Origin of the sequence: Paenibacillus sp. DCT19, from assembly GCF_003268635.1 — a bacterium.
Taxonomy (GTDB): domain Bacteria; phylum Bacillota; class Bacilli; order Paenibacillales; family Paenibacillaceae; genus Paenibacillus.
On record NZ_CP029639.1, the window covers coordinates 4,764,211 to 4,789,803 of the forward strand.

The following is a 25,593-nucleotide window of genomic DNA, read 5'->3' on the forward strand; positions in this document are numbered from 1 at the left end:
AACTCTATTTCTAGCAGTAGTTTTTGCTCATGTTTGTATTAACAGTTTTTCGCTCTAGATTCTTTAAATTGGAACCGTTTATTTATTCATCTTCCGTCCAAGAAAATCTAGCATGAACCGATTCACAATTTCTGATTTTTCTAATGGAAGCCCGTGTCCAGCATGGGGAACAACAATAGCTTCAATACCATTTATGGTTTCTCTGGCTCGTTTAATAGCTCGTTCGACATCATACTGTATGTCTTGATCTCCAATTAGTAGTAATGCGGGAACGGTAATCTGTTCTAATTCATTGTCCTTTATGTATGAGACAAACAACTTTGTCCGTGGAAGAGCATTTTGCATAGACACTAGAAACTGATTCTTAATTGCCTGATTAATGATATTTCCATCACCAGTCATATAATCCATTAGATTTTGAATTCTTTTGGTTGTAGGCCTCATTCCCGCCAATAGACAACGTATGAAAAAGCGTATGCTCTGCGGCTGTAATCCCGCACCAGGACTAATGATCACGATTTTCCGAATACGTTCTGATACTCTACTAGCAAGAACTAATGTAAGAAATCCTCCATAGGAATGCCCACACACATGAGCCTGATCAATATGAAGTCTGTCCATCATCTCTATAAACCATAAAGCACAGTCCGTTTTATTTTTGATTGACTGGGCTGAAACACTCCTATTGATGTCACCCGGAAAATCGATGGCGTATACCCTGTAATGGTCGCTAAGAGCGCTAATGTTTTCCGACCACATCGTCGAACTGAATCCAAACCCATGCAGTAACACCATGGGTTCAGCATTTTCTTTCCCAGAAACGAGCACATGTACTGAACCAAAAGAAGTAGACACATATATTGAATCAAAGGGTACTTTCCATTGCTTAAGTGTATTATTATAAGCATTCATTACAAGATCGGGGTTTCCCCTCTTTCTATAAACCGGATTTACACGTTTCTCCACATTCATTCCTGTCCCTCCTCCTTTATGTAGTATTAGACTCGAACTATGCCTACAAAAAAGCGAATATGTTCCATCATGTTTTGCTCAATTTCTGTAGTTTTCTCCCCATCCAACCTTTTCAAAATATACAGAGAGACCATTTGAAGCAACGGGTATTGATAGTTAACCGAAAGCATTTTAGGATCGTGATATTGAATTTGTCCTAATGTAAAATATTTCTTAAATACGATCTCCATAAAATTTGACATACCCTCAACAATATCATTTAAATAAATTGATCTTGCTTTCTCGTCTCTTACCTGCTCCAAATAGATTATTCTCCAGATCTTCTCCATCTTCGGATTCTCAATATGATCCATAAAATTCTTCAAACCTTGTATGAGAAATCTTTCAATATCCATAGAAGACACAATCTCATCCAGACCTTCTTGTGGTGGAATAATATTGGCTACGTCCATCCGAAAATTAAAATAAATCGTTTCTAGTATCTCGATCTTATTACTAAAATGGTTATACAAAGAACTTTCCTTAATTCCTACCTTTCTCGTAATATCTCTAATTGAGACAGCATTATATCCATCTTGAGAAAAAAGATCGATTGCAACATGAAGAATGAGATTTTTATTAGCGTTCTGAATCCTATCCCCATTGATATCTATAAACCACTCAGATTCAAACGTTTTTTCCATATAAATTACCCCTTCAAACTAACGAGTGTTCGTTTTTTTTAATATTATAACTAACAATTGTTAGTTCGTAAAGTTCATTGAATGATTCTCTCTAGCAAAATTTGGAGCTACATATCACTAGATGATATAGTTGAACCTGTAGTCCTTTTAATAATTAATATCTTGTATACATATAAGAAAGAGAGGCATGATGATGAAAAGTTACCTTGTATTTGGTGCAAGTAAAGGGTTAGGAGACGCTTTTGTCAGAGGGGTGCCTCAGGAGGGCGATAAGGTTTGGGTTGTGTCCAGAAGTAAGCCCAAGAGTCTGAATTTGAATGATGGTGTAGAGCGAGTATGGATACAGGCCGATCTTGCAGATCAACATGCCGCTACCATTGTTACGGATCAGTTAAAAAATGAAAAATTGGATGTTCTTATCTACAATGTGGGGATCTGGGAAAAGGAAGGCTTCGAGGATCACTATTCGTTCGATCGGGATGAGCCTGCAGATATTAGTCAGCTGATCCATGTAAATATTACTTCAACGATTGTATGTATTCAGGCCTTATTGCCTCATCTCCGACAATCTTCAGGAGGAAAGATCATTCTCATCGGTTCAACCGCAGGGCTCAACAATGCCAGTAGCACACAGGTTTCTTTTGTCGCTTCCAAATTTGCTATTCGTGGAATTACAGAAGCACTACGAGAACATACCAGACAGGACGGCATCGCTGTCACGTGTATTAACCCTGGGGAGCTTGCAGCCGAAATTCCTTATGAACAAGGGGCTGAGCGAGCGCTTGAGGAATATAACGGAACACGCATCCCGCTTCAGGATATGGTCTCCATTATGAAGTGCATCGTTAGCCTATCCAATGCGGCTTGTGTGAAAGAGATAAACGTTCCTGCGCTAACAGATACCAACACCTAGTTCATTCACTAAACAATTGTCAATATATCGCATCAAAAAAATCTAAAAATGGCGCGTTCCTATTAACAGGAGCGCGCCGTTTGTATTCGTCCCGCCAAACGACGGATTATTGCATACCTTGCATAATTGCATTAATAATTCCTTGCTGAGTTACCGTATTGTTGTACCGGTTAAACAAACCGAATCCGTGCTGGCCGTTGTAACCATTGTCCCAGTATACAGGCACCGCTTTATACTTTTTGGCTGTTTTCGCAACAGCTTTTGCAAATATTGCACGATACGTATTGTTGGTGGAGTCATATGACGTTTTGTCAATGGAGCCGAATTCGCCGATCACAACAGGGTAGCCTTGTGTCACAAACTTATCATGCATCGATTTCAACTGTGATTCCAAGTAATCCTCTTGCCCCCAAGTAGACTTCTTGGATGGGTTAGTCGCCGTTGCCCCCCATTGAGTGATGTTACCGGATTCTTCACCGGCGAAATCCCAAGGAGAATAATAGTGTGCCGAGATCATAATTCTTTTTTCCGAACTCGGAATGGTCGAAGATCTGAACGTATCTGTTGGCAGAACGAAACCATAGTTGCCTACCGTATAGTCAATATTCGTATTCCAACCTGGGATCAGCAGCCATCTGGCGCTGTTGTTTCCTCCTGTTTTCCGAACGGTATCCACGAAGATCTGATTGTAAGCATTGAGGTTTGCATAATAGGCAGGATTCGGATTCCCGTAAGTACCGTCAAATGTTTCATTCATGGACTCCAGAACAAGGCGCTCATCATAATTAATGAACGTATTGGCAATTTGTTGCCACACACGTTGATACTTTTCTTTGATCTGTGTTTGATTTGAGCCATTCACAAGCAACCATCCACCTTGAACAGAGTTGAATCCATCCCCGTGAATGTTAATGACCACGTAGAGGCCTTCATTGTAAGCATAGTCAACAACCGTTTTTACCCGGTTCAACCATGTAGCATTAATCGTATAGTTGGGAGCGCTTCCAATATGACTCAAATAGGACACAGGGATACGGATCGTATTAAATCCCGCTGCCTTCACCTTTTTGATTAACTCTGGAGTGACCGTAGGATTATTCCATGCTGTCTCGCTTGGTGTACCGTTGACTGATGCCTCCAATGAATTCCCCAAATTCCATCCGGCACCCATCTCATAAACGATCTGCGAAGCAGACAAAGATCTGAAATCTGAAGTAATCGGTGTTGCCGCCGATGCCTTAGAGCCCCATCCAGAGAAGACCACTGAAGCCAACAAAACGAGAGCTAAGCTATGAATGCCTAATTTCTTCATTTTCATAAGCATGTCCAACCTCCATTTAAATGAATAGTTTGTGCTCACCTACATAACCGTTCCGTGAATAGATTCAATCAATGCTTGGAGAATACGGAGCCTCCCTTCTAGTAACTTAAGGAGATAAAAGTGGTAACAAACTTTACCGATAGATTCCCTTAATCATCTATGCTGATTGAATGATCTGTCACCCAATAATACCATATATTTGCAAAATAAGGAACTATACTTCTTGGGAAATTTATCTATTTTGTCGAAGAATATATTATTATGCATTACTCTACATCAATATACGAGATAGATGCGCAAGCGCCATCGATTGAATTCGGTTTTCTTCGGGAATATTTTCATAGAGAAGCTCCGCTTTCCCTACCTCCACCATATGTTTACGTAAGGCATCCATTCGTCCTTTATTAACACCCATATAACGAAAATCCACCTGCCGTAAACGATCCATTTCCGCCATACGATCAAAGGACTCCGCCTTAAGCTTTGGATTAATCTCTTTTAGTTCAAGCACCTCTAGTTGATTTGCATTCCATAGATGATCTATATCCTGCAATGACTTCATGTAGTCTAGTTCAAGCTGTCTTAGGTTGCTCAACCTGGAGAAATCACATAAACGTTCTACTTTGGGAAGAGACAACCGCAGATAGACCAAATTCTTCAATGTCTCCAATGTATCAATGTTGCTTAAATTACGAACGGCAGATAGCCGCAGCATGCTAATGTTTGAGGTAGATAGAACATCAAGTGAGTCATTTAAGGTACAGCTGTCTATGGCTAGATACGCTAAGAATGGTAGATCTACAACAAAATCAAGCTTCTCGATAGCACAGTTCAGAACAAGCGTTTCCAACCGGATACAATCCTCAATCGGCGAGAGATCATTGAATTTACCACTCAGTAACAGGTATTTTAAATACTTGAAATTCCGAATAAAATCAAGCGATTGTGCCTTCGGTGAATGGATCTCCAGATAATTCATGCGCTCTAACGCACTTAATTGAGTCAAATGCTGTCTCTGCTGAAGGTGGATCTTCAGCGCGGTAACATGCTTCATCTCAGCAAGTTGTGCCACCACTTCCTCTGGGCAAGGACTATTCTTCTCCACATTAGATACGTACAAAATTAAATCCGGTCTTTTCGCAAATACGTGTTGATCTAGCCCCATGAGATCGTCCAGCTTGTCTACACCAACAACATAACTAACCGTCGCTCGATTCCGCAAATGTCTCACAGCGTCATCCATCTTGTCGATCGTCCAAGGAGCCCCGCTCATTGAAGCAGCCCATACTTCACTCATCGTTCGCCATCCTCCATTTGCACATTATTTTATTGAAAGTAGTATTTACCGATCTAGCGATCACTTCCTATAATTGTAAAGGAGGCTGATTAAATTGAGAAGTACGCGGTGGAATATTCATCACAAAAAATACACCCGTCTACCGATAACATGAAGGCCTCAGACCCATCATATTCGGTACAACAGGGTGTATTTCTGTCTCTATTTCAACATATTATTGATGAAGTATTCTCATTTTAACTCAGGATCTATATTTTAAACCCTTTAACAAGATCGTTTAGTCGTGCAGCACTTTCCTTCACTTGATCCGACTGGTCGGCTACCTGCAACGATTGCTCCGAGGAGGATACCATGTGTTCAGCAATATGCTGACTCGATGCAGCCGATTGCTCACTAGCGGTTGCGATCTCATGAATCGCTCGTACAAGCGTATCGACCGTTTCTTTTACCTCTTGAGCGGTCTTATGAAGATCGTTAACAGTATTGGCTTGATCCACTGCATTGTTGTGATACTGCCCGACCGTATTCTCCAGCAATTGATAGTCGCTCCCCACCTGATTATACATAAACGCAAGCATTTCCTTAGCGCTAGAGGATAGATGAGCAACCGATTCAGTAACTTCACTGGTGACATGCCGAATCTGATCTGCCGCTTCTCTAGAGCCGTCTGCCAATTTGCGAATCTCCTCAGCCACAACGGCAAATCCTCTTCCTGCCTCTCCTGCACGTGCAGCCTCAATGGAAGCGTTCAATGCGAGCAGGTTGGTTTGCGCCGTAATATCCAGAATAGATTGGGACAAAACACTAATCTGGTCAACCGCATTGGCACGTTCCAATGCTTCATTCATTTTCGCACTTGCACTTGTATACATGTCTTGCGCGGCCTTACTAGATTCACTAGCCTCCTGCTTCAGAGCCTCAGCTTTCCCGCTGGTAACGTTCGCGGACTCTGCCTCCTCCTTCGTACGAGAAGAGATATATTCCGTAGCTCGGAGCACCTCATTAACAGATTGATTCATATTTTCAGTATATGCCGAAGTCTCTTCCATCGTAGCAGATAACTCTTCCACGGTAGCAGATACTTCCCGTATACGCTCGTTAAGCTCCGACATATTCTGGTTGGTTAGATCACTCATCTCGTTGATCTGACGAGACTCTTGAACCACACTCGTAATAACAGTTGAAGTAGCCCCGGTCATGCTATGGATTCCACGTGCAATGACACTAATCTCGTTATTGCCCTGGAGTAGATTCGGATCGAGAGTAGCTGTCAAATTCCCCTGCGTCACTTCAGCACAGTAGTGGTTGATCGCACGCATCCGCACAATAATATTTCGAATCGTGATAAACGAAACAGCCCCAAGAATAGCAAATGTAGATAACAACACAATACTAAGCATAACCGCTTTTTCTCTAATGGTTTCCTGAGCGGCAGCGTATAGCTTTGCGGATTCCTCTTCGTTATATGTACTTAGCTTCGTGATCGTTTCTACAATGGCTGTACTACTTTTGTTAATTCGATCTCTCTCTTCATCATCGTAAGTTCCCGTTGTTTTCTTCACGTTCATAATTCGTTCGATATCCTGATCATAGACTTCAAGCTTAGCTTGTAGATCAGTAAAAATCTCTTGTTCTGTTGGATCTAATGATCGTGCAGAGAACTCTTCCATTCCAGCCATTACATTGCTCTTATTTTTCTGAACTTGCTCATATTGCTTATCCGTATACTCTTGCTTGTCGAGAAGCTTCGTATAATTAGCTCGCATGTTATAGAAGTCCGCTTTGATCTCCAGAATGTTCGTTTGATGCAGGAAGCGATCGGTGTAGAGCTTGCCCTGTCCCTCTTTTACCTCATTCATGCCGAATATCCCAGACAGGAATAAGACAAATAGACCCACTAAACTAACTGCAAGCATTAGGATTAAGGTTGTCGTTAATCTCAGATGTTTAATTCCCCTCCTTTTGGATTCACTATGTAATGATTTTTGTTCCATGTGTACTCCCCCGGTATGTTCATATGACTTAAATTTCACATCGTGATAACTATATATCGGTAAAATGAGGTTCCATTTGTTAGATACCCATACAAAGTATAATTACTTCATTGCACAAATGTGAAAGAACTTTGCCCTCGTAGACATGCTCTAAACCCTTTCATTTATTTTCATTCAACCTACAAAAACCTACATAAATCTAATTATTTTTCCGACATATATTTAGAAGCATTTAGCTTAATACTCATCTGGGAGATGGAACATGAAAAAAATGTTGAAGCGGGGATCTAACAACGGTGCCAGAGTAACTAGCATCGCGAACACAGTATCCATTGTATTGTTAATTATTATCGTAGTCGTCTTCACCGTTCTTGGCACATTTATGTTTTCGAGTACACGGAATATTCTGATCAAGCAGCAGGAATCCATGCTACAGACCAAGACACAAGCTATTGTCAGTGAATTTGATGCGATGTTTAAGGAAAAAGGATCACTCGTGAAACAGATGTCGACGAATACACTTTTCCAACAATATATCGAAACCACCGAATCAGCAGCAGTGGCGACAACCTCACCACATGCGGCAGAGACACAAGCAACATTAGCTGCCATCGTCAAAGAAGAACCTTCATTTGCTGATGCTTGGATCGCAGGGTTAGAGGGAAAGGGATTCTGGCTGCAAAATGATGGCGTCTCTTCCGCGCCAGATTTTGATATCCAGACACGTCCTTATTACGAGCCTGTTCTAGCTACAGACGGTCTGTACTATTCAGATCCATACATCGACATCGCAGCAGGTAACGTACTTATGGGTATTTTCTATCCGATCAAAGAAAACAACCAACTCATCGGCTTTGCCGCAGCGGATATCGCATTCAAAGACATTCCCGCTATTATGGAAAGCTATTCCCTTGGGAACACGGGTTATTCCATGCTGATCTCCAAGACCGGAGAGATTCTGTACCACCCGGATGAGGAGAAAGTTCTAAAAGAAAACATTACGGACAACACAGGCGATTTTGGGGAAATCGGTAAGAAAATGATCGCTGGAGAATCCGGTGTCCAGCTTATTACAGACGACAACGGGGAACGTCGTTATATCGGTTATGCTACCAGTAAAGATACCGGATGGGCAGTAGGTCTAACGATATCTGAGAAAGAAGTTCTCGAAGAACTGAAGACCTTCACCTGGATTACGCTTGGCGGATTTGCTGTAGCTACCCTTTTATTGGTGATCATCTGCTACATTACTCTTCGTTACCTATTGAGATCCATTCCACAACTGCTCACCAAGATCAAATTGATTGAGCAAGGGGACTTAACCATTCAACTGGATGCCCAAGCGAATAATGAGATCGGTCAAATATCTCGCGGTATCAATACGATGGTGCAAAAAATTCAGGGCATGCTGCAAATCGTAGGCAGCTCTGCTCATGTACTGAATCAGTCCTCAACGGATCTGCAATCGATCTCTTCAAGAACGGCTACAACGATGAATGATACATCTACAGCCATTAATGAGATTGCGAATGCGACCAACTATCAGTCGATTGAGACAGAGAACATTTTACGCAAAACAGGTTCGCTATCAAGTCAGATCGATGAAATCGCCACCGATGCTCAAGCCATTGAAACGATGGTACAGACATCGGCTGATCAGAGTGGACAAGGATTAACGGTAGTAGCGCAGCTGTCCCAATGGGCCGAAGAGAATCATAATTCCACACAAGCCATCTCATCGATTATTCAGGAAATTGACCAGAGCCGTCATGAGATTTCCAGCTTCGTGGACACGGTCAATCAGATTGCAACACAGACCAACCTGCTTGCACTCAATGCTTCGATTGAGGCGGCACGTGCAGGAGAACAAGGTCGCGGATTCGCTGTTGTGGCGGGAGAAGTACGTAAGCTTGCTGAACAGACCGCCCTTGCGACCCAGGAAATATATAAAAAAGTACGTGTTATTGAAGAAAAAACAACAACATCTGTTGAGCATACTGCTCGTGGCATGAAAATCGCCGAGGAAAATGCAAAATCCGTGGAGGATACTAAACAGGTATTCTTCAGCATCAACAAAGACTTGGAAGATCTGAAATTGCGCATGATTCAGATCAGTACCAATACCGCCAATGTGCATAAGCACAAAGATGAAATTTTGCAGGCGCTAGAGATTATCTCCTCCACCACCGAAGAGAACTCAGCTTCAACCGAAGAGGTTAGTGCGAGTACGCAAGAACAGTTAGATAGTATTGAGCAAGTTGCTGACTTATCCAGTCAGTTGAATCAACTGTCCAGCAAATTGCAAGAAGAACTCAAACAGTTCAAAGTTGAATAAGCATCTGGATCACGTATCACGTGGATCATGTACGCCTGCTCTTCTCATTTACGCTCAGTCCATCTATTATAGATAGATATGTGTACGATGAGGAATGGAGGATATAACATCATGGAATTTGCAAAACGTATGAATCACTTCAGTGAGGGGATCTTCACCCGTCTGCTCGAAATCAAGCGCGAACGGCTGGAGAAGGGACAAGCGGTGATTGATCTTAGCGTAGGAACACCCAATATACCGCCTGCCCCACATATTATCACAGCACTGTGCGAAGCTGCGGCAGATCCCCAAAACTACATTTATGCGGTAAATGACCAGAGTGAGCTATTACAAGCGGCGAGTACATGGTATAAACAGCGCTATAATGTTGATCTGGATCCTAAGACACAGATCTGTTCTTTACTCGGCTCACAAGAAGGACTCGCACATATCTCCCTATCCATCGTCGATGAAGGAGATTTGGTGCTTGTTCCTGATCCATGTTACCCGGTGTTCGCAGATGGGCCTCTACTCGCTGGAGCCGAATTGTATTATATGCCGCAACAAGAAGAACACGGATATGTCATTCAACTAGAGGATATTCCGGAGGATATCGCAGCTCGTGCGAAATTCATGCTAGTGTCTTACCCTAACAATCCAACAACAGCGATGGCACCAGAGCAGTTTTACGTGGATCTGATTGCCTTTGCCAAAAAGCATAATATTATTGTTCTTCATGACAACGCCTATAGTGAACTTGTATTTGATGGAAAGACTTGTGGGAGCTTCCTCTCCCTGCCCGGCGCCATGGACGTAGGTATCGAATTCAATTCCTTGTCCAAAACCTATGGACTTGCTGGCGCAAGAATTGGTTTCTGTGTAGGTAACGCATCGGTTGTCTCTGTGCTTAAGAAATTAAAATCCAACATGGATTATGGTATGTTTCTACCGATTCAGAGAGCCGCAATTGCAGCCATTACCGGAGATCAGTCACAAGTTGAACAGGTACGAGCGATTTATGAGGAACGTCGGGATATCCTGTGCGATGGCTTCAGCCGGCTCGGATGGCATATCACGAAGCCCGAAGCAACAATGTTTGTCTGGACGCGGATCCCTGCGCATTACACCACCTCAGAACAGTTCGCAACAGACCTGGTTAACCAAACAGGTGTGATCGTTACGCCAGGTAGTGCATTTGGTCCTTCTGGTGAAGGATATGTTAGACTCGCTCTTGTGCAAAGTCAGGAACAGCTGGAACAAGCACTTCAATACGTGGAAGCCAGCGGAATCTTAGACCCTAAAAATTAAATACACCAACAACTAGACACAACAGCATCAGCTAAGAAGAGGAGCACGATTTCCCTTTATAGGAAACACCGTGCTTCTCTTCTTTGTTGTGTTACTTTTTATTCATGCTATCCAGGAATATACTAAGCCTATCGTGTCCATGCAGAAAAGCCCGCTACATGAGCGGGCTGCAAGTTTATTTTACATGTGCACCTGAGCTGAAATATCCTTATCTATTCACCTTACTTTTACTTGATGGACTTGCGCCAGTTGGAACGATACATCAAGTAGAGGAAGTATGGTGTACCAATAAGCGCGATTAATATCCCTGATGGGATCTCCGTTGGTGCCATAACCGTTCTACCGATCGTGTCTGCCAATACCAACATAACCGCACCAACTAAAGCGGACAAAAACATCGAGCGTCTTAACTTATGCCCAGTAAGTAACCGAACCATATGCGGTGCAATCAGACCGATAAAACCGACAGTACCTACACAGGCGACAGCACCAGCTGCCAACAATACACCTGTTGCCATTGCCAGTAACCGTGTTCTGCGTACACCTAAGCCAAGTCCTGACGCACTATTATCATCGAATACTAATAACTCGAATCTACGAGCCAGCCACCAGGCAACAGGTACGAGAATGACTAAAAATAGTCCAATGACTCTCACCTGTTCCCAGGTGCGTGCATACGTGCTTCCTGTCAGCCAAATATATCCGCTGCTTCCATAGACCGCGCCACGCACGATTAAAATCTGGATGCCTGCTCCAGCAATAGCGGACATCGCGATTCCTAGCAAAACCACCGCAGAAGGATTTAATCCTTTCTTCCACGAAAGAGAGAACACGACGGTTGCGGCGATACTTGCACCGATAATTGCTGCGATAGGCAGCAGGAATGCCGGTAGACCTGGCCAGAGAATAATGACCATCATCGCTCCCAGACCTGCGCCTGAGGATACCCCAACGATGGAAGCATCCGCCAGTGGGTTGCGTACTGCCATCTGGATCAATACACCGCTAATAGCCAGGGCAGCTCCAGCACCTGCAGCAACAAGAGTACGTGGAATACGCAACTGAATTATGCCAGAGAACAACCCATCCGAGGTGAATAGACTCGGTATTAGATCACCTAATGGAATACGCATACCACCAAACATCGTACTGACCAAAATCAGAAGTACCGTGGCGGCACTAAAGACAACCGCCAATGGGCCAAAAGCCCAGCGGCGACGTGCACCCGTACTCATGGAGGTGGTCATGCCACCGCCATTCGCTGCTTTCATCCGGGTAAGCACCAGCCAGATTAACCATGGTGCCCCAATGATCGCCATCACAGCACCCGTTGGCAGCTCCATACTGGAGTTATGTACCATTTTGGCAAGTACATCCGCGCCGATGAGCAGTGCAGCACCCCATATGAACACACCTGGTAATAATAATCGACTGGAACGCACTCCACTTAATCGAACGAGATGGGGTGCAACCAATCCAACAAAACCAATCGGCCCAATAACGCTGACGATTACGGCTGCCAGCAATACCGCGATGAGCAAACCACCCGCGCGAGCAAGCCCAACCTTCTGCCCTAATGAGGAAGCGGTTGATTCATCCAGCTCTAACATGTCCCACTGCCGAGATAACAACAGAGCAAGGATTGTAATGCCGACCACCCAAGGCCAAGCATAGGCAACACCACTCCAGTCATTTTGCACAAGTGTTCCGGAGCCCCAGAGGAATAATCCCTGTGTTTCCATGGAGAAGAAAATATGTAATGCACTTGTGAATGAACCAAGTACCATCGACACAATCATACCTGATAATGCAAGTCGAACCGGGGTTGAAGTTCTTCCGCCGCCCATGAAATAAGCTGCAAATGCAGCCACCAATCCACCTAAAGCAGCAAATAAGAAGGGCGATTGGCTCAGCAAGCTTGGAAATAGAATCGCTCCGAGCACTACAATAAAGTATGCTCCAGCATTAATACCTAGCGTATCCGATGCAGCCAGTGGGTTACGCGTAATCGTTTGCAGTAAAGCACCTGCTACAGCTAATGCTCCCCCAGCAAGAATACCAATAACGGTTCGAGGCATACGAAGATCCCAGATCATATTATGCTCTAGTGTATTCTGTCTACCAATCAGAGCATCGACAACAGTCTGCAATGGAATGGCTGCTTCCCCATAACAGAGGCTTACAAAAAAAAGCACGATGAGAGCGGTTAAACCGCCCCCATAGATGCTTATTGTGCGCCAGTTCACGGCTGGCTTAGCTTGAACCGAACTCATTGCGTAATCGCTCCAACGACTCCATCAACGAGAACTTTGGATGAGATTGGCCCACCAAATGTCCATGTTGTGCTGTCCAATTGATATGTGCGTTTGTCTTTAACAAAGTTCAGTCCATTCCAAACGGAATTATCTTTCATTGCCGTACCAAACACGTCATCATCTGGCTGTGTGATATAAATAAAGTTGCTATCTTGTACGGCAGACAGGGATTCAATGCCTACTGTGGAGAATCCGTATCCTTCCAATTTGTCCGGCTGCCAGTCATTAATAAGTCCAATTTTGTCCAAAGTACCAATTACAACGGAGTTATCCGTAAACATACGCAAGCTTGCAGCGTTTTGGTAGGTAAATGCCTGTGTCAGTGCAAAGTGGAAGTCTGATTTACCCGCATCAGCCAGCTTTTGTTTCGCTTCTTCATAATGCTGATCAAGGTCAGCAAGAACTTCCTTCGCTTTATCCTCTTTTCCAAGTGCAGTTGCAATCGAATTGAAGATCTCTGTCATTTTGTCATAGTTATAACCATCGCCGTTGTATGGATCAAATTCAAGCGTTGGTGCAATTGCATTCAGTTGATCATAAACAGCATTATTATTATCAGCATTTGCAATGATTAGATCGGGTTTGAGGGCAGCAATGGCCTCCAAGTTTGGCTCACTGCGTGTTCCAATATCCGTCACACTATCGTCGAGAGCAGCTTCGGAAGTCACGTACACTTTATAGTTAGCGTTGTCTGCGTTACCTACTGGCTGAACGCCCAGAGCAACCACATCTTCGGTATAAGTCCATTCCAATGTAACAACTCGTTCTGCAGGCTTGTCTAATTTAAGCTCACCACGATTATGCTTCACCGTTACAGGGCCTGCTGTCTCTTCAGTAGGGGCACTGCCCGAATCGGCTTCTTTGCTTGTATCATTCGTAGTGCTAGTAGATTGACCACACCCTGCCAGCACAAGCGCGAATACTAGCATCAACAAAAGTCCGTTCAAACTCTTTTTCATATTTCTTTTCTCCCCTATTTATATATATTTATATGATAACAATTATCATTATCACTATTGGATTATCCCCTACCTGTACTATTTTGTCAATGGGATTGCCATGTGTTTGGGGTGATCTGAACAAAAAGAAAAAGGATCTGCTCTTGAGCTATCCTCTCTCCTTAGATATACAAGCATGTTTTAACTTAGCTGCATTGTTGTGATGCACGTATTATCCTTTTCATATGTAGACAACTGAGTCTCCGCAACTTTTCCATTATGAACGACACGAATGAGATAGGTTCGATCTCTCGGCAGCCACATATCCATAAATCCGTTGGCACCTGACTTCATTACAGATTCCTTCATGAAGCTGTTACCCTCAGAATCATGAATCGTTACACTAAACTGCTCGTTGATCATTTCCCCCTGACAACCGGTCAGGCTATGAATTTCACAGGGATGCGTCTGCGCCACATAAGGCGCAATGGACAGAAAGAAGTCATCCTGAGGCAAATCATAGGTTGTCGTGTGTTTATCTTGATCTGTGACTATTAATTGTTTAGCATCAATAGAGGCAGACACAGGCGACTCTTTACCCGTACTGATATCTTCAACCAATTTTCTAACATTGGTCGCATTCACTGTACCTGCCTCTTCCCTGCCAGTGTTGGTTGCAACTAGATAGGTTCCTAACACCATCACAACCACTATACTTGCCATGATCCACATTGTTTTTTTCATCTGGAGTCCATCTCCTCGTCCATTTTCATTAAGTATAATAGAGAATGGATTACCACGGACTTATACAGCAAGGATTTCACCAGATATTCACATATATGTATAACTCATCGCCTGAAAATTGATTATGTTAATCTACATTCTGATCTCATATTCACAGTGCTCGTGTCCACTCACATTACATTTCGTTTCCTTCACGGTAACTCTACGCTGCATCATCTTCGTCAGTGCACCCTCAAGAATTGCTCCCTCAAGATCACAGACCAGTTTTTCTTCTTCCAGAGTTGGCAGCCCTTTGCAGAAACAGTCATCCACTGCAACAATCATCTTATGTTCCTCTTGGTGCAAAATCCTGGGAATGCCAATCCGTAAATCCTCAAACAGTTGCAGCAACTCTTCAACCGTATGTACAGGGAGATTCTCTCCAATTTTACGCCCAATCGTTAATGTTGTGCTTCTGCCTCCCATCGGCAGCCCTTGGTTCAATCCAATTAAACGGATGGTACGAAACAGCTCGAGTGGTACCATGCTGCCTAGCTTGTCGCGATTTATTAGTTTCATATCGTCAAACGTATAATCCAACATCGTTATGACCTCCCAGTAATGATCTGTAGCTCTATACTGACAGAAGAGGCCATGCTCTGCCTTGATTTGAATCAATAATACATGCCAAGTCTTCAATAAAATCTAACCTACGATTCGGTAATAAGATCAGCCAAATACGAATAATAAAAAAACCTTACCAGCCGTCAAGAACATCTCGACGTTGGCAAGGATAATGGTTGGTCTTCATATGTCTCCATAGATGTGATTATTCCATAATATCAGCTCGATCAGCCCGTCTACCTGTTGGAGAGAGCTTTATTTTTCTCATAGAACCGAACATTATGCGAGGATACCCCCGCCGTATGTGTAGCTGTCGGGTCCAGATAGTTGCTAGCACTGTTCACGGCAAGTACGGCATCGGTAAAAGCCCCGGCAATCAAGCGAACTTTACTTTGATAAGTAATAAAATCACCTGCTCCAAAGACACCAGGTATACTGGTACGCATGTTTGGATCAACGGTTACTCCGTAATCTTCCCGCTCGAGTCCCCACTGTACCAGGTTGCCAAAATCACGATCATAACCATGACTTACGACTACCTCATCCACTTCAATTTGTTTGATCTCCCCGCTCTCCATATGAGCAAGTTCAACACAATCAATTTTGTCCCCTGCACCGTATAGTCGAGAGATGCGGTACGGTGTCATCACTTGAGCAAAAGCTTTCATCTGGGCTACAGGTTCCTCATGCCCCGCAAATTCATGGCGTCTGTGTACTACAATTACTTCCCCTGCCAAACCCATCATTTCGTTCGCCCAGTCAATCGCAGAATTGCCCCCACCAGAGATTAGAACACGTTTCCCGGCGAATCTGGATAGATCCGTAATTGTATAATGAAGATTGGTGAGTTCATAGCGGTTGGCGCCCTCGATATCAAGTTTCTGGATCTGAGTCATGCCTCTACCAGCACATAGCAGAATTGTACGTGTATAGTGTTGCTCTCCCGTTTTGCTAGTAAGTACAAATACACCATCCTCACGTTTTTCCATCCCCGCTATTTCCTGTCCAAACACAATCGTTGGATCAAACGTCTTCGCCTGTTTCTCCAAAGAATTAATCAATTGCTCGCACCGAACAGGCTCTACTCCGCCCACATCCCAAATCATCTTCTCTGGATATGTGCGCATAAATCCGCCTAGTTCCGCTTTAGCCTCTATAATTTTGGTGCGCATTGCTCGCATTCCACTATAAAATGCGGCATACATTCCCGCTGGCCCACCACCGACAATAGTAACATCATAAATATCCACTAATTGCTGTTTTTTCATCTTAAGGCACCAACTTTTCAACCACATAATCCATCAGTTTGACGGAACCGATTGGCCCTACGCCTGATGTAAAATCACTCGTTTTCAGTGGGTACACACGATCATTTTTTACCGCATCCAGGTTCGTCCACACAATGCTTTCTTTCAAGTTTTCCATCGACTGCTTCGTATCATAGCCTTTCAAAGATCTGTCTTCTAAGAAAATATAGTCAGGATTCATTTCACTGAGAAATTCGAGTGAGAATGGATTAAACCAGACATCCGAATCTTTGATAACCTCTGGGCTATTCAGTCCCAATGTATCATAGAAAAACACACTGCTATTGGCCGCTTTGGGACCCATGAAACGATAACGGTCACTTTCCACTCGAAGCACTAGAACCGTTTTGTCTCCGATGCCATTGGCAATTTTCTCTCTAGCCAGCTTCGCCTTCTCATCGAATTCGACTAATAACTGGTTGGCTTCCTCGGTCTTATTGAAGATCGCGGCCAGCTTCGGCATAGCCAGATTCATCTCATAGTTGGTATCCATAGCTAGCGTTGGCGCAATTTTTGATAGTTCATCATACACAGCTTGCTCCATCCCCGCACCCCTCATAATGATTAAATCCGGAGCTAGTCCAAGCAGTTGTTCATAGTTAAATTGATATTGCTCAGATTGCACCATCTGCACGCCATGTTCCTCAAAATAAGGTGCTCGATAGTCTGGCTCTATCTCTGGTACAAAGACCACCATCTGTGGGTAACACCCATTTCAATTAAAAACTCAGCATAAATGGAATCAAGCACAAGCATATTTTTAGGCTCAGTCGGAATGGTTACTTCTCCAAACTGATCCTGAATAACTTTGGTTGTACTTACCTCTGTTTCTTCTCCCACCGTTGCAGTCTCATCCGTAGTTCCATTGGAACACGCGGCTAATATCAAACTTAATACCACCAGCAAAACGCCAAACCTCAAATTCTTCAATCCTGGTAACATGATGTACTCGCCCCTTATATTGATAATGATTATTATTATCAGATGTTATCAAATAAGAAGCGGCTCTTCCATAGTGAATCGTGCGTATCCGAATGGATTATTGTGCTCCAGCGTGATCAATATTCGTCAACTTCTCCATGATCTGATGCAATATCTGAGTATGCCCGATGAGTCCATATCCATCCACCCACAAGCGAGTATCCACGTAAAATACCCGATTATTCCTCACAGCCTTTAATCCATTCCATGCCGGAGTACTCGTTAAATAATTCATGCTCTCTTCCGCATTGAAATGTTCCATGACACGTTTCTCCACAAACAGAATATCCGGATCAGCCATTTTCAATTGTTCGATTGAGCAAGGATTGAACCAGGCTTCTCCAGCCTGCAAGGAGTCTGGAAGAGTTAAACCAAGCTGCTGGTAGAGTAATCTGGACACCCCGTGCGAATAACCTCCTAAATAGCGATATCCAAATGGTTCCACACGCAATACCATAACTTTCGCAGAAGCTTGGATAGTTTCTTGCAATTGCTGCCGTGCCGAACTCACTGAATCTTTCATCCGCATATGAATGGCAGCAGCTTCCTCTTGTTTATGAAAAATAGCTGCTAACTGCTGTAGTAGAATCTCGGCATCCATTTTCAGTCCCGTAATTAGTGGTGCAATTGTGCGCAGGCTCTGCTTCAATTCATCCGCCCACACATTGCCAATAATCATCTCTGGCTGCTCTTGTTGGATTAGTTCCACATTCAATTCATATTGAGAAGTTGGCAATATACGTATACCGTGAGATACAAAAAGTTCATGCTGATCGGGTGGTACTAGCAGCGGTACGACGACAACGGCATATGGTATTATGCCTATTCCGATGAGTACTTCGGCACAGAGTGGGGAAAGACATACAATTTTACGTTCTGATAAGGTTGTGATATAACTTCGAGGAGACGTGCCAGCAAATTGTTTGAATCTACGACTGAAATAGTGGGCATCCTCATAGCCTACCTTTTTGGCTATATTCTGTGATGTTTCGGTGGTTAATATCAGTTCTTCCTGAGCTCGATACATTCGGTAATGCGTCAGATAATCTAGCGGTGGCTTACCATAACGTTCGCTGAACTTGCGGGAATAATGCCATGGACTTAGTCCTGCAATCTGAGCCAATTGATTGCGGGTAATATTCTCATCATAATGACTAGTCATATGAGCAATGGAACGAAGAAGCCCCTGTTCAACGGTCTGCTCTTCGCTTGGCTGGTTCTCATATACAACATTTAGCAGTTCGTGTATGAGGAGCTGTTTGCTTACCCATCGCGCATGCTTCGCGGACGATCCTGCATTCATGTGCTGACTGATTCTCGCCAAGTCTCCAGCCATTAACTGTACAGATTGGTAAGAGAGACTTGTAGGAGTTTTCCAATCAAAAGTAGCCATACGCCCCTCATCATGTATGATGAAATAGGTATTGAACTCCACAAGCCATCCCGCCAGATCCATATTTCCACCATCTACAACTTCAATTACCGAATCTTGTTGTAATGCAATCAGTTGTCCGTAGGACACATGAACCTTCTGACCGCTGATACTCCAAGTGGCTTTGCCATCAACAATAAGAATGAACGCATGATGATGAAAATAATGCAGTTCACCTGTTGCAATCCATTTGTCCGTTAGTGGTTTAGTAGAATGCCATTCCGCAATCCACCCCTGTTCTGCTGGATTCATAACGAGTGCAGGGCATATACGCCCATATTATTCTTTATGTACTGCATCTTGACTATTAACTTGTTAATACTGTTCATTACGCCTCTCCTTTATCGCACAACCTTAGCAATCTCGAAATTTAGCTCATTGAATCACAGTATACATGAAAACCCCACACCATGTCGGCGCGGGGTTATACAATCCTATGGGTACTACTATAAATTAATGCTGAACGGATTTAGACATTCTTCCAGCTAACCAATAAGTCAATGCACCTGCTACTACAAAGGATACTGCCAATCCTATGCAAGCATGCAATACATTCAATGAGCCTTCTTCTATGAACAATGGAATCTGGAGCACACTGCCTAGGCTATTTGTGAGGAAAAAAGCTTTCACAGATGTAAGTCCCATATACAATCCCCTACAGCTCCACCCAGTAGTGCCGAATAAAAGGCTACTCTCATCCTCATATTCACTGCGTAAAGCGCAGGTTCAGGAACACCCAGAACGGCGACGATCGTAGACCATATGGCTATTCTTTTCGTTTCACCCTTTCTGCTTCGAAGGGCAACTGCCAGCGCTGCACCCGCATGTCCAATCATAGCAGCTAACATGGCAGGAAGTACAATAGAGTACCCATTATAAGTCAACTCCATTATGAGGATTGGCAAAAGCCAGTAGTGTAGTCCAGCAACATACATCAGGGAGAAGATGATGCCCAACAACATTACGCCAACTACAGGGGAAGACTCCACTAGTGAGCTGATCCAATCTGCTCCAACCTCATCCACGAACTTTCCTACGAAACTTAGAATCACTAACATGAGTGGCACAATAATACCTAAGCTTAATACAGAACCCGCTATCCCTTGAAATGCCTTAGGTACCCTGCGGTCTATTTTTCTTTCCAGATGTGATGCTGCCCATACAGCTAAAATAACCCATGGAACTGCGGCATAGAAGGAAGGTTGTGGAACCATTGTGATACCAAACAAACGAGCTGGTTTCTCACCGTTTAACCACATGGCAACCTCAGGGTAGAACATGAATCCTCCGATTGTAGCAGCCACATACACATTGCTTCTCAATCGGTAAGCCGTGCTAACGGCGATTAGCACAGGTAGTAGATATACCGGGGTATTTGCGATCATGCTCAGCAAATTGAATATAGGCTCATCCGTCAACATCGGATCATCGGATATGAGTTGATTCAGTAGTAGAATGATGCCCAACAGGACCTTAATAAGCCCCGCCCCAAGAATCACGGGCAGTAATGGTCTAAATACATCGGATATAAAATGCAAAACTGAAAAGGATCTCTTTGCCTCAAGCCTGTTTCCTGTTCTCCATCCTCAATCTTATGTACATAATAGCTGCCCGTAAGGGTGTTGAATACATCTAATGCTACGCTTTCTGATTCTAATTCGATCCGGCATCGTTGACCTTCAAGGCGAATATTGGCTGTAAACTGTTTCGTAGAGAGAATAGAAAAGTCCGCCTGAGTCCGATCTTTCAGCACCAGTGTGATTGCCGTTAGTTCATGCTCTGCGCCTCTAATATTGTCCTCCCCTCCTGTAATTTGCAGAATGTCTAATACAACTTGCCTGTGATTCATGAATATATCTTCTCCTCTTACAACGGTAAACCGAGTTATTTAAGTCCTCTATCTATATATCCATTTCCACAAATAAATCACAATAGGATAAATAAACCAATTATAATTGCGCATCTGAGTATGTACCTAGGTGAAATGAATTATAAGGAAAGAAAAAGCCCACGTACTTGTGGGCTCTCAATAATGCTATCCTTTCAAGCAAAAATTAGCTTTTCTCAGTACCAGTTGCCACCTCCAACTTGGTTGATATAACTTCTCTATGCCCCTCAATTTTTAAAATCATTCTCTCTAACTCATCATTTGGTTGAACTTTCTCATCAGCTAACAAATCAGAATATAACCTGGAAACTTCTGATAAAATATTTGTGTTTCCTGTAAGTATTTCATCTATTTCTTTAATACTATCTGCATTTTCTGGGTTCAAAAGATAGGCTCGAACGTGGTCTTTGACCTCACCAATTTTATCCCCTAATACTTTATAACTTTCCGCTCTGTTCAAGTATAAAACATCATCATCTGGGTCTATCTCTATCGCAGTCGAGTATGAATTAATTTCTTTTTGTAGCATACTCATTCTTTCTACCTCATCCTTAGTTTCTTTAATTAATAAATAGTAGGTTAGACCTTTACTATTATACCAATCACTTAGATTAGCTTTCACATGATTACTCAAATTAGAATTATTAGTAGCCTGTTCATATAGACCTAAGCTCTTAAAGAGCATTTTTTTATTTTCAGTTTTATTCAATCCTTCAGCCATCTTGCCATATGCCCTAGCGGCATTCGCGTAGTAGAATGGCTTGTCATCTACATCATCAAGGCTAATTGCAGTCTCGAAAATACCAGCAGCTTCCGAGAAGTGTCCTAATGAGAAGTAGCATAAACCTTGCCAGTTGTAATACTTCGCTGGTATGAAAGAATTTCCGGCAATATCAAAAGCTTTATCAAAATAAACTCTTGCCTTATCATATTTCTCTTTTGATTCTAACTTTCTAGCCAGTGTAAAATAACAATGAAAATCAGAAACTTTAAGTTTACTCAACTCTTTCTCTTTCTCATTGAAGAGATCATCAAATTCTGATTTTTCATGTTCTTGATCCAGAAAATCAACCATCTCCTCTATCAATGTGAGTACTTGCTCTCCATCATCCAATGAGGGGATCACATCGATCATTCCATCTTCTGATATAATGACAATAATACATTTTTTTCCGAATCCCTCTAATTTTGAATAGTAGCGATAAGCAGAATTATATCTTGCTCCACGGCTAGCATCCCCTTGCCTCTCTTGAGCGATACCATCGAGTATAACGCCAATTGCATGACATTCTCCGCTCGTATCAAAATAAATTGCGCCATCAATAGCTGTCAAAAACTTGATGTGATTGGGATCAACTATTGTGGGCTCGATTAATGTAGACTGTTTCTTTAATTTAACAAGTTCTTCATCTGCTGTAGCACGATCAGTAATAACCACCATTGTTCCATGATGCTGCTCACGAGCCTTTCGTATCACCTGCTCCAAATTAAATACACTTTCATCCATTAAAGATGAATTCTCATCTTTAAATTGTTCTTGGATGATAGATATCATGCGTTCTGATGTGTATCCTTCCTCCCCAAGCTTTGGATTCTTGAAAATAACAGATACTAACATATCATCTTTCATTCTAAGATCATTATTTGAACGATAAACTAGCTGTCCCTCATCAACAATAAGTTGACCCTCATTAGAAAGATGCTCAGTAAAATTAATATAGCTAAGACTATATTTAGATATACCTTTGAAATCGATCCGAAAGTGGAATTTCCCCATTAATCTGGGCCACTGAACCTCTCCTAGACCATACACATGATCACCATCTGAAATCAGATACAGATGTTTCTCAATATTTGTTAGTTCGAGTAATTTTCTAATTCGTTTAGCATCCTCTAAACTTATTAAATCATCTGCTTTAAACTTAATCGAAAATTTCACTGAGCCAGTCTGCTTTTGATTCTCAATCTCTGATTTCTCTAGAAACAATATGGAGCCGAATGGATTGGCTCCCTCATATGTCTTTGTGGATATATCATCAATTTTGTCCAATAAGTTATTAATATAATATTCACTTCTAAGTTTATTTTGATGCTCAATTTCATAGCTTTCACCGTATTTGAGTATCGTTTGCATTTTCCCAAAAAATAATCGAACTACTCTTCTCATAAATTGAAGCTCATCTTCATTGTACTTCTTGCTCAATATTTTTTCTGTAGAAATCTCAGATTGAGATACTAGTTTTAACCTACTGTCGGCAAAAAAGTCTAAGAAAAAATAATCCAACAACATTCGAATAATTGAAAGTCCTGGTTTGTTGTAATAAATATCTTGAACATTCTGCTCCAAATTTCTGATTTCCAATAAATAAACTATTTCGTATTGGCTGCTTGCCTGTCCATTATTAACTACAAACAGTCCTGCGTAAAGCATCTGGTTAACTTCTACAAACTCCCTATAAGAGTTTTTTTTCAAAGAGACATCAGATTTTTTGGAAGATGTTGTGACTTGATTTTGTAATCCCGTATCATTATGTAAATAGTATTTTTGACTAGATTTAATTAAATCTTGTAGTTTATCACTTGATAATGACATTTCTTTTCTAAGTCCTAATTCTTTGTACACTTGAGTTATGTCTTGCATTGAATCATTTATATATTCATATCTGGGATTTATTCCTTTTGGCAATTTAGTTGCAGTTGAAATACTCTTCTTGACTCTATAAATCTTATCAGAGGTCCCTTCTGCCGAAGCTATAGCAAATAACCTAAAATGGATTCGCTGATTAATTTTTTTTAGTATAGATTCTACATGCTGATAGATAATTTTATTAATTCCCTTCAACTCTGGATAAGTATTCACAATATCACTCCCAATTTTCGTTTCATGTCATGTCATGTCATCTCATCCTATCACGAAAAAAAATGCAGTAGCAATATATTTCACTTGTACTCTGTGCTTATTAAAAATTGCAAATAGCCCAATTCTTTCAGGCTATTTGCAACTTTTATTAGAGATATATCATTAAGACAGTGCCAGCATTGCATTCATGTCTTCTTCAGCAGTTGTAATGAGTTTCAGGCCAAACATCTCTACCAACACTTCCAATACTCCTGACGAGATGAACTCCGGCGGCTTCGGTCCAATGCGAATATCCTGAATGCCTAAGCTGAACAAGCCCAGCAAGATCGCAACAGCCTTCTGTTCGAACCATGACAGCACAATGCTGACAGGCAATTCATTCACGCTACAACCGAAAGCATCAGCTAATGCCATAGCGATTTTTACTGTAGAACCGGAGTTATTACATTGCCCCAGATCGATATAACGGGGAATACCGGTATCACCTACAGTGCCATAATCCACATCATTGAAGCGGAATTTACCGCAGGAGGTTGTTAGGATTACCGTATCATTCGGCAGAGATGTTGCCAACTCCCGGTAATAGTTGCCGCCTTTACCTGGTGCATCACAGCCTGCGATGACGAAGAATCGGCGGATATGTCCATCTTTGACTGCTTGGATAATCTCCGGTGCCAGTCCGATGACTGTTTCATGGTGATACCCCGTAGTTAGTACCTGTTCCGATTGTACGTTTGCTACAGGCAATGACAAAGCTCGCTCAATTAAGCGTGAGAAATCATCGTTCTCTACCTTCTCAACGCCTTCCAATCCGGCAACTTCGTAGGAGAAGAAGCGATCTGCATACGTTCCTTTAATCGGCATTACACAGTTTGTTGTCGCCAGAATAGCTCCAGGGAACTGTTCGAACAGTCTACGCTGATCATACCAAGCCTTACCGATATTTCCTTTCAAATGCGCATACTTCTTCAGTGCAGGATAACCGTGTGCTGGCAACATCTCGGAATGCGTATAAATGTTGATGCCTTTCCCCTCGGTCTGCCGCAGCAGCTCCTCCAGAGCATACAGATTATGTCCTGTCACTACAATACAATGTCCTTCAATCTGATTCTGACTAACCGTGATGGGCTGCGGAATACCGAAGCGTTCTGTGTGCGCCCGATCCAGCACATCCATAATGCGAATAGCCGCATTACCCACTTGCATTGCCATATCAATATGCTCTTGAACATTAAAATTGGAATTCGTTAGTGTCATGTATAAGGCTTCATGCGTAATCCGATCTACTTCAGGATCGGTATATCCCAACTGCCGTGCATGCGTGGCATAAGCGGCAATTCCTTTTAAAGCAAAGATCATCGTATCCTGCAAACTGGCTACTGTTTCATTTTTTCCACATACCCCAACGACGGTACAACCCCCACTAGGCGTCTGTTCACACTGATAACAAAACATATATCGTTCCCTCCAAACTTGGTAACAACTCATTAATAACAAGCCTAGCAGAGACTTCATGGTGCAAGTGTGATTAAGAACACAGTTCCGGAATCTTCCAACTTCTGTAACTTTCCAAATAGAATATTGCGAAAATAAGTGCAACCCCATTCATTTCGAAGCGTAATGCTAACCAAGCGAATGAGATTGAATCCCGTCGGAAATTATACGTTAAGGTAGGCAGCAAAAAAATCTAAACCCGTTTAATTTTTCTAGTCACGCCGTGTCT

At 42.5% G+C, this 25,593-nt stretch carries 20 protein-coding genes; 3 read left to right on the plus strand and 17 right to left on the minus strand.

Features of this window, described 5'->3' with window-relative positions:
- Positions 1-78: 78 nt before the first annotated feature.
- Positions 79-972, minus strand: a complete 894-nt coding sequence (locus DMB88_RS21840; RefSeq protein WP_254438295.1) for an alpha/beta fold hydrolase — start codon at positions 970-972, stop codon at positions 79-81.
- Positions 973-998: 26 nt separating this feature from the next.
- Complete coding sequence (locus DMB88_RS21845; protein WP_128103038.1) at positions 999-1,655, minus strand: TetR/AcrR family transcriptional regulator; 657 nt, start codon at positions 1,653-1,655, stop codon at positions 999-1,001.
- A gap of 193 nt (positions 1,656-1,848) precedes the next feature.
- Here DMB88_RS21845 and DMB88_RS21850 point away from each other — a divergent pair, with 193 nt between their 5' ends.
- Positions 1,849-2,568, plus strand: a complete 720-nt coding sequence (locus tag DMB88_RS21850) for an SDR family NAD(P)-dependent oxidoreductase (protein ID WP_128104552.1) — start codon at positions 1,849-1,851, stop codon at positions 2,566-2,568.
- Positions 2,569-2,674: 106 nt separating this feature from the next.
- On the opposite strand, the gene DMB88_RS21855 is transcribed toward DMB88_RS21850, so the two are convergent.
- From DMB88_RS21855 to DMB88_RS21865, 3 genes are all read right to left on the minus strand, one after another.
- The gene (locus DMB88_RS21855) at positions 2,675-3,892 is read right to left on the minus strand and encodes a glycoside hydrolase family 5 protein (protein WP_217363753.1); all 1,218 of its coding nucleotides are present in this window, start codon (positions 3,890-3,892) and stop codon (positions 2,675-2,677) included.
- 268 nt (positions 3,893-4,160) lie between these two features.
- Entirely contained in the window at positions 4,161-5,186 is a 1,026-nt protein-coding gene (locus tag DMB88_RS21860; RefSeq protein WP_128103039.1) for a leucine-rich repeat domain-containing protein, read from the minus strand.
- Between the two features lie 248 nt (positions 5,187-5,434).
- Complete coding sequence (locus DMB88_RS21865; RefSeq protein WP_128103040.1) at positions 5,435-7,180, minus strand: methyl-accepting chemotaxis protein; 1,746 nt, start codon at positions 7,178-7,180, stop codon at positions 5,435-5,437.
- A gap of 271 nt (positions 7,181-7,451) precedes the next feature.
- Here DMB88_RS21865 and DMB88_RS21870 point away from each other — a divergent pair, with 271 nt between their 5' ends.
- Positions 7,452-9,515 carry a methyl-accepting chemotaxis protein gene (locus DMB88_RS21870; RefSeq protein ID WP_128104554.1) on the plus strand — a complete coding sequence of 688 codons (2,064 nt, stop codon included), beginning with the start codon at positions 7,452-7,454 and terminating at the stop codon, positions 9,513-9,515.
- A gap of 111 nt (positions 9,516-9,626) precedes the next feature.
- Positions 9,627-10,802 carry an aminotransferase class I/II-fold pyridoxal phosphate-dependent enzyme gene (locus DMB88_RS21875; RefSeq protein ID WP_128103041.1) on the plus strand — a complete coding sequence of 392 codons (1,176 nt, stop codon included), beginning with the start codon at positions 9,627-9,629 and terminating at the stop codon, positions 10,800-10,802.
- A gap of 227 nt (positions 10,803-11,029) precedes the next feature.
- Here the strand turns inward: DMB88_RS21875 and DMB88_RS21880 are convergent, their stop codons facing one another.
- The 12 genes from DMB88_RS21880 to hcp form a co-directional block, all read right to left on the minus strand.
- Positions 11,030-13,075, minus strand: a complete 2,046-nt coding sequence (locus DMB88_RS21880; RefSeq protein ID WP_128103042.1) for an iron ABC transporter permease — start codon at positions 13,073-13,075, stop codon at positions 11,030-11,032.
- Positions 13,072-14,076 (minus strand): ABC transporter substrate-binding protein, encoded by a 1,005-nt coding sequence (locus DMB88_RS21885; protein ID WP_128103043.1) that lies wholly within the window; start codon positions 14,074-14,076, stop codon positions 13,072-13,074. Before DMB88_RS21885 ends, DMB88_RS21880 begins: the two co-directional genes overlap by 4 nt.
- Positions 14,077-14,256: 180 nt before the next feature.
- Positions 14,257-14,799, minus strand: a complete 543-nt coding sequence (locus tag DMB88_RS21890; RefSeq protein ID WP_128103044.1) for a CueP family metal-binding protein — start codon at positions 14,797-14,799, stop codon at positions 14,257-14,259.
- 132 nt (positions 14,800-14,931) lie between these two features.
- Positions 14,932-15,381, minus strand: coding sequence for a V4R domain-containing protein (locus DMB88_RS21895; RefSeq protein ID WP_128103045.1), 450 nt, complete (start codon positions 15,379-15,381; stop codon positions 14,932-14,934).
- Positions 15,382-15,638: 257 nt separating this feature from the next.
- On the minus strand, positions 15,639-16,670 hold the full coding sequence (locus DMB88_RS21900; RefSeq protein WP_128103046.1) for an NAD(P)/FAD-dependent oxidoreductase: 1,032 nt from the start codon (positions 16,668-16,670) through the stop codon (positions 15,639-15,641).
- 1 nt (position 16,671) lies between these two features.
- Positions 16,672-17,406, minus strand: a complete 735-nt coding sequence (locus DMB88_RS21905; RefSeq protein WP_254438296.1) for an ABC transporter substrate-binding protein — start codon at positions 17,404-17,406, stop codon at positions 16,672-16,674.
- A complete protein-coding gene (locus DMB88_RS31480) occupies positions 17,382-17,651 on the minus strand; it encodes a hypothetical protein (RefSeq protein WP_254438297.1) in 270 nt (89 codons plus the stop codon). The genes DMB88_RS21905 and DMB88_RS31480 overlap by 25 nt, the downstream gene beginning before the upstream one ends.
- Before the next feature lie 97 nt (positions 17,652-17,748).
- A complete protein-coding gene (locus DMB88_RS21910) occupies positions 17,749-19,374 on the minus strand; it encodes a helix-turn-helix domain-containing protein (protein ID WP_128103047.1) in 1,626 nt (541 codons plus the stop codon).
- Positions 19,375-19,748: 374 nt separating this feature from the next.
- Complete coding sequence (locus tag DMB88_RS21920) at positions 19,749-20,660, minus strand: PTS sugar transporter subunit IIC (protein WP_128103049.1); 912 nt, start codon at positions 20,658-20,660, stop codon at positions 19,749-19,751.
- Complete coding sequence (locus DMB88_RS21925; protein WP_128103050.1) at positions 20,618-20,971, minus strand: hypothetical protein; 354 nt, start codon at positions 20,969-20,971, stop codon at positions 20,618-20,620. Before DMB88_RS21925 ends, DMB88_RS21920 begins: the two co-directional genes overlap by 43 nt.
- A 205-nt stretch (positions 20,972-21,176) precedes the next feature.
- Positions 21,177-23,870 carry a tetratricopeptide repeat protein gene (locus DMB88_RS21930; RefSeq protein WP_128103051.1) on the minus strand — a complete coding sequence of 898 codons (2,694 nt, stop codon included), beginning with the start codon at positions 23,868-23,870 and terminating at the stop codon, positions 21,177-21,179.
- Positions 23,871-24,032: 162 nt separating this feature from the next.
- Positions 24,033-25,325: a hydroxylamine reductase gene (gene hcp, locus DMB88_RS21935; protein WP_056701675.1), complete on the minus strand. Its 1,293-nt coding sequence runs from the start codon at positions 25,323-25,325 to the stop codon at positions 24,033-24,035.
- Positions 25,326-25,593: the final 268 nt, after the last annotated feature.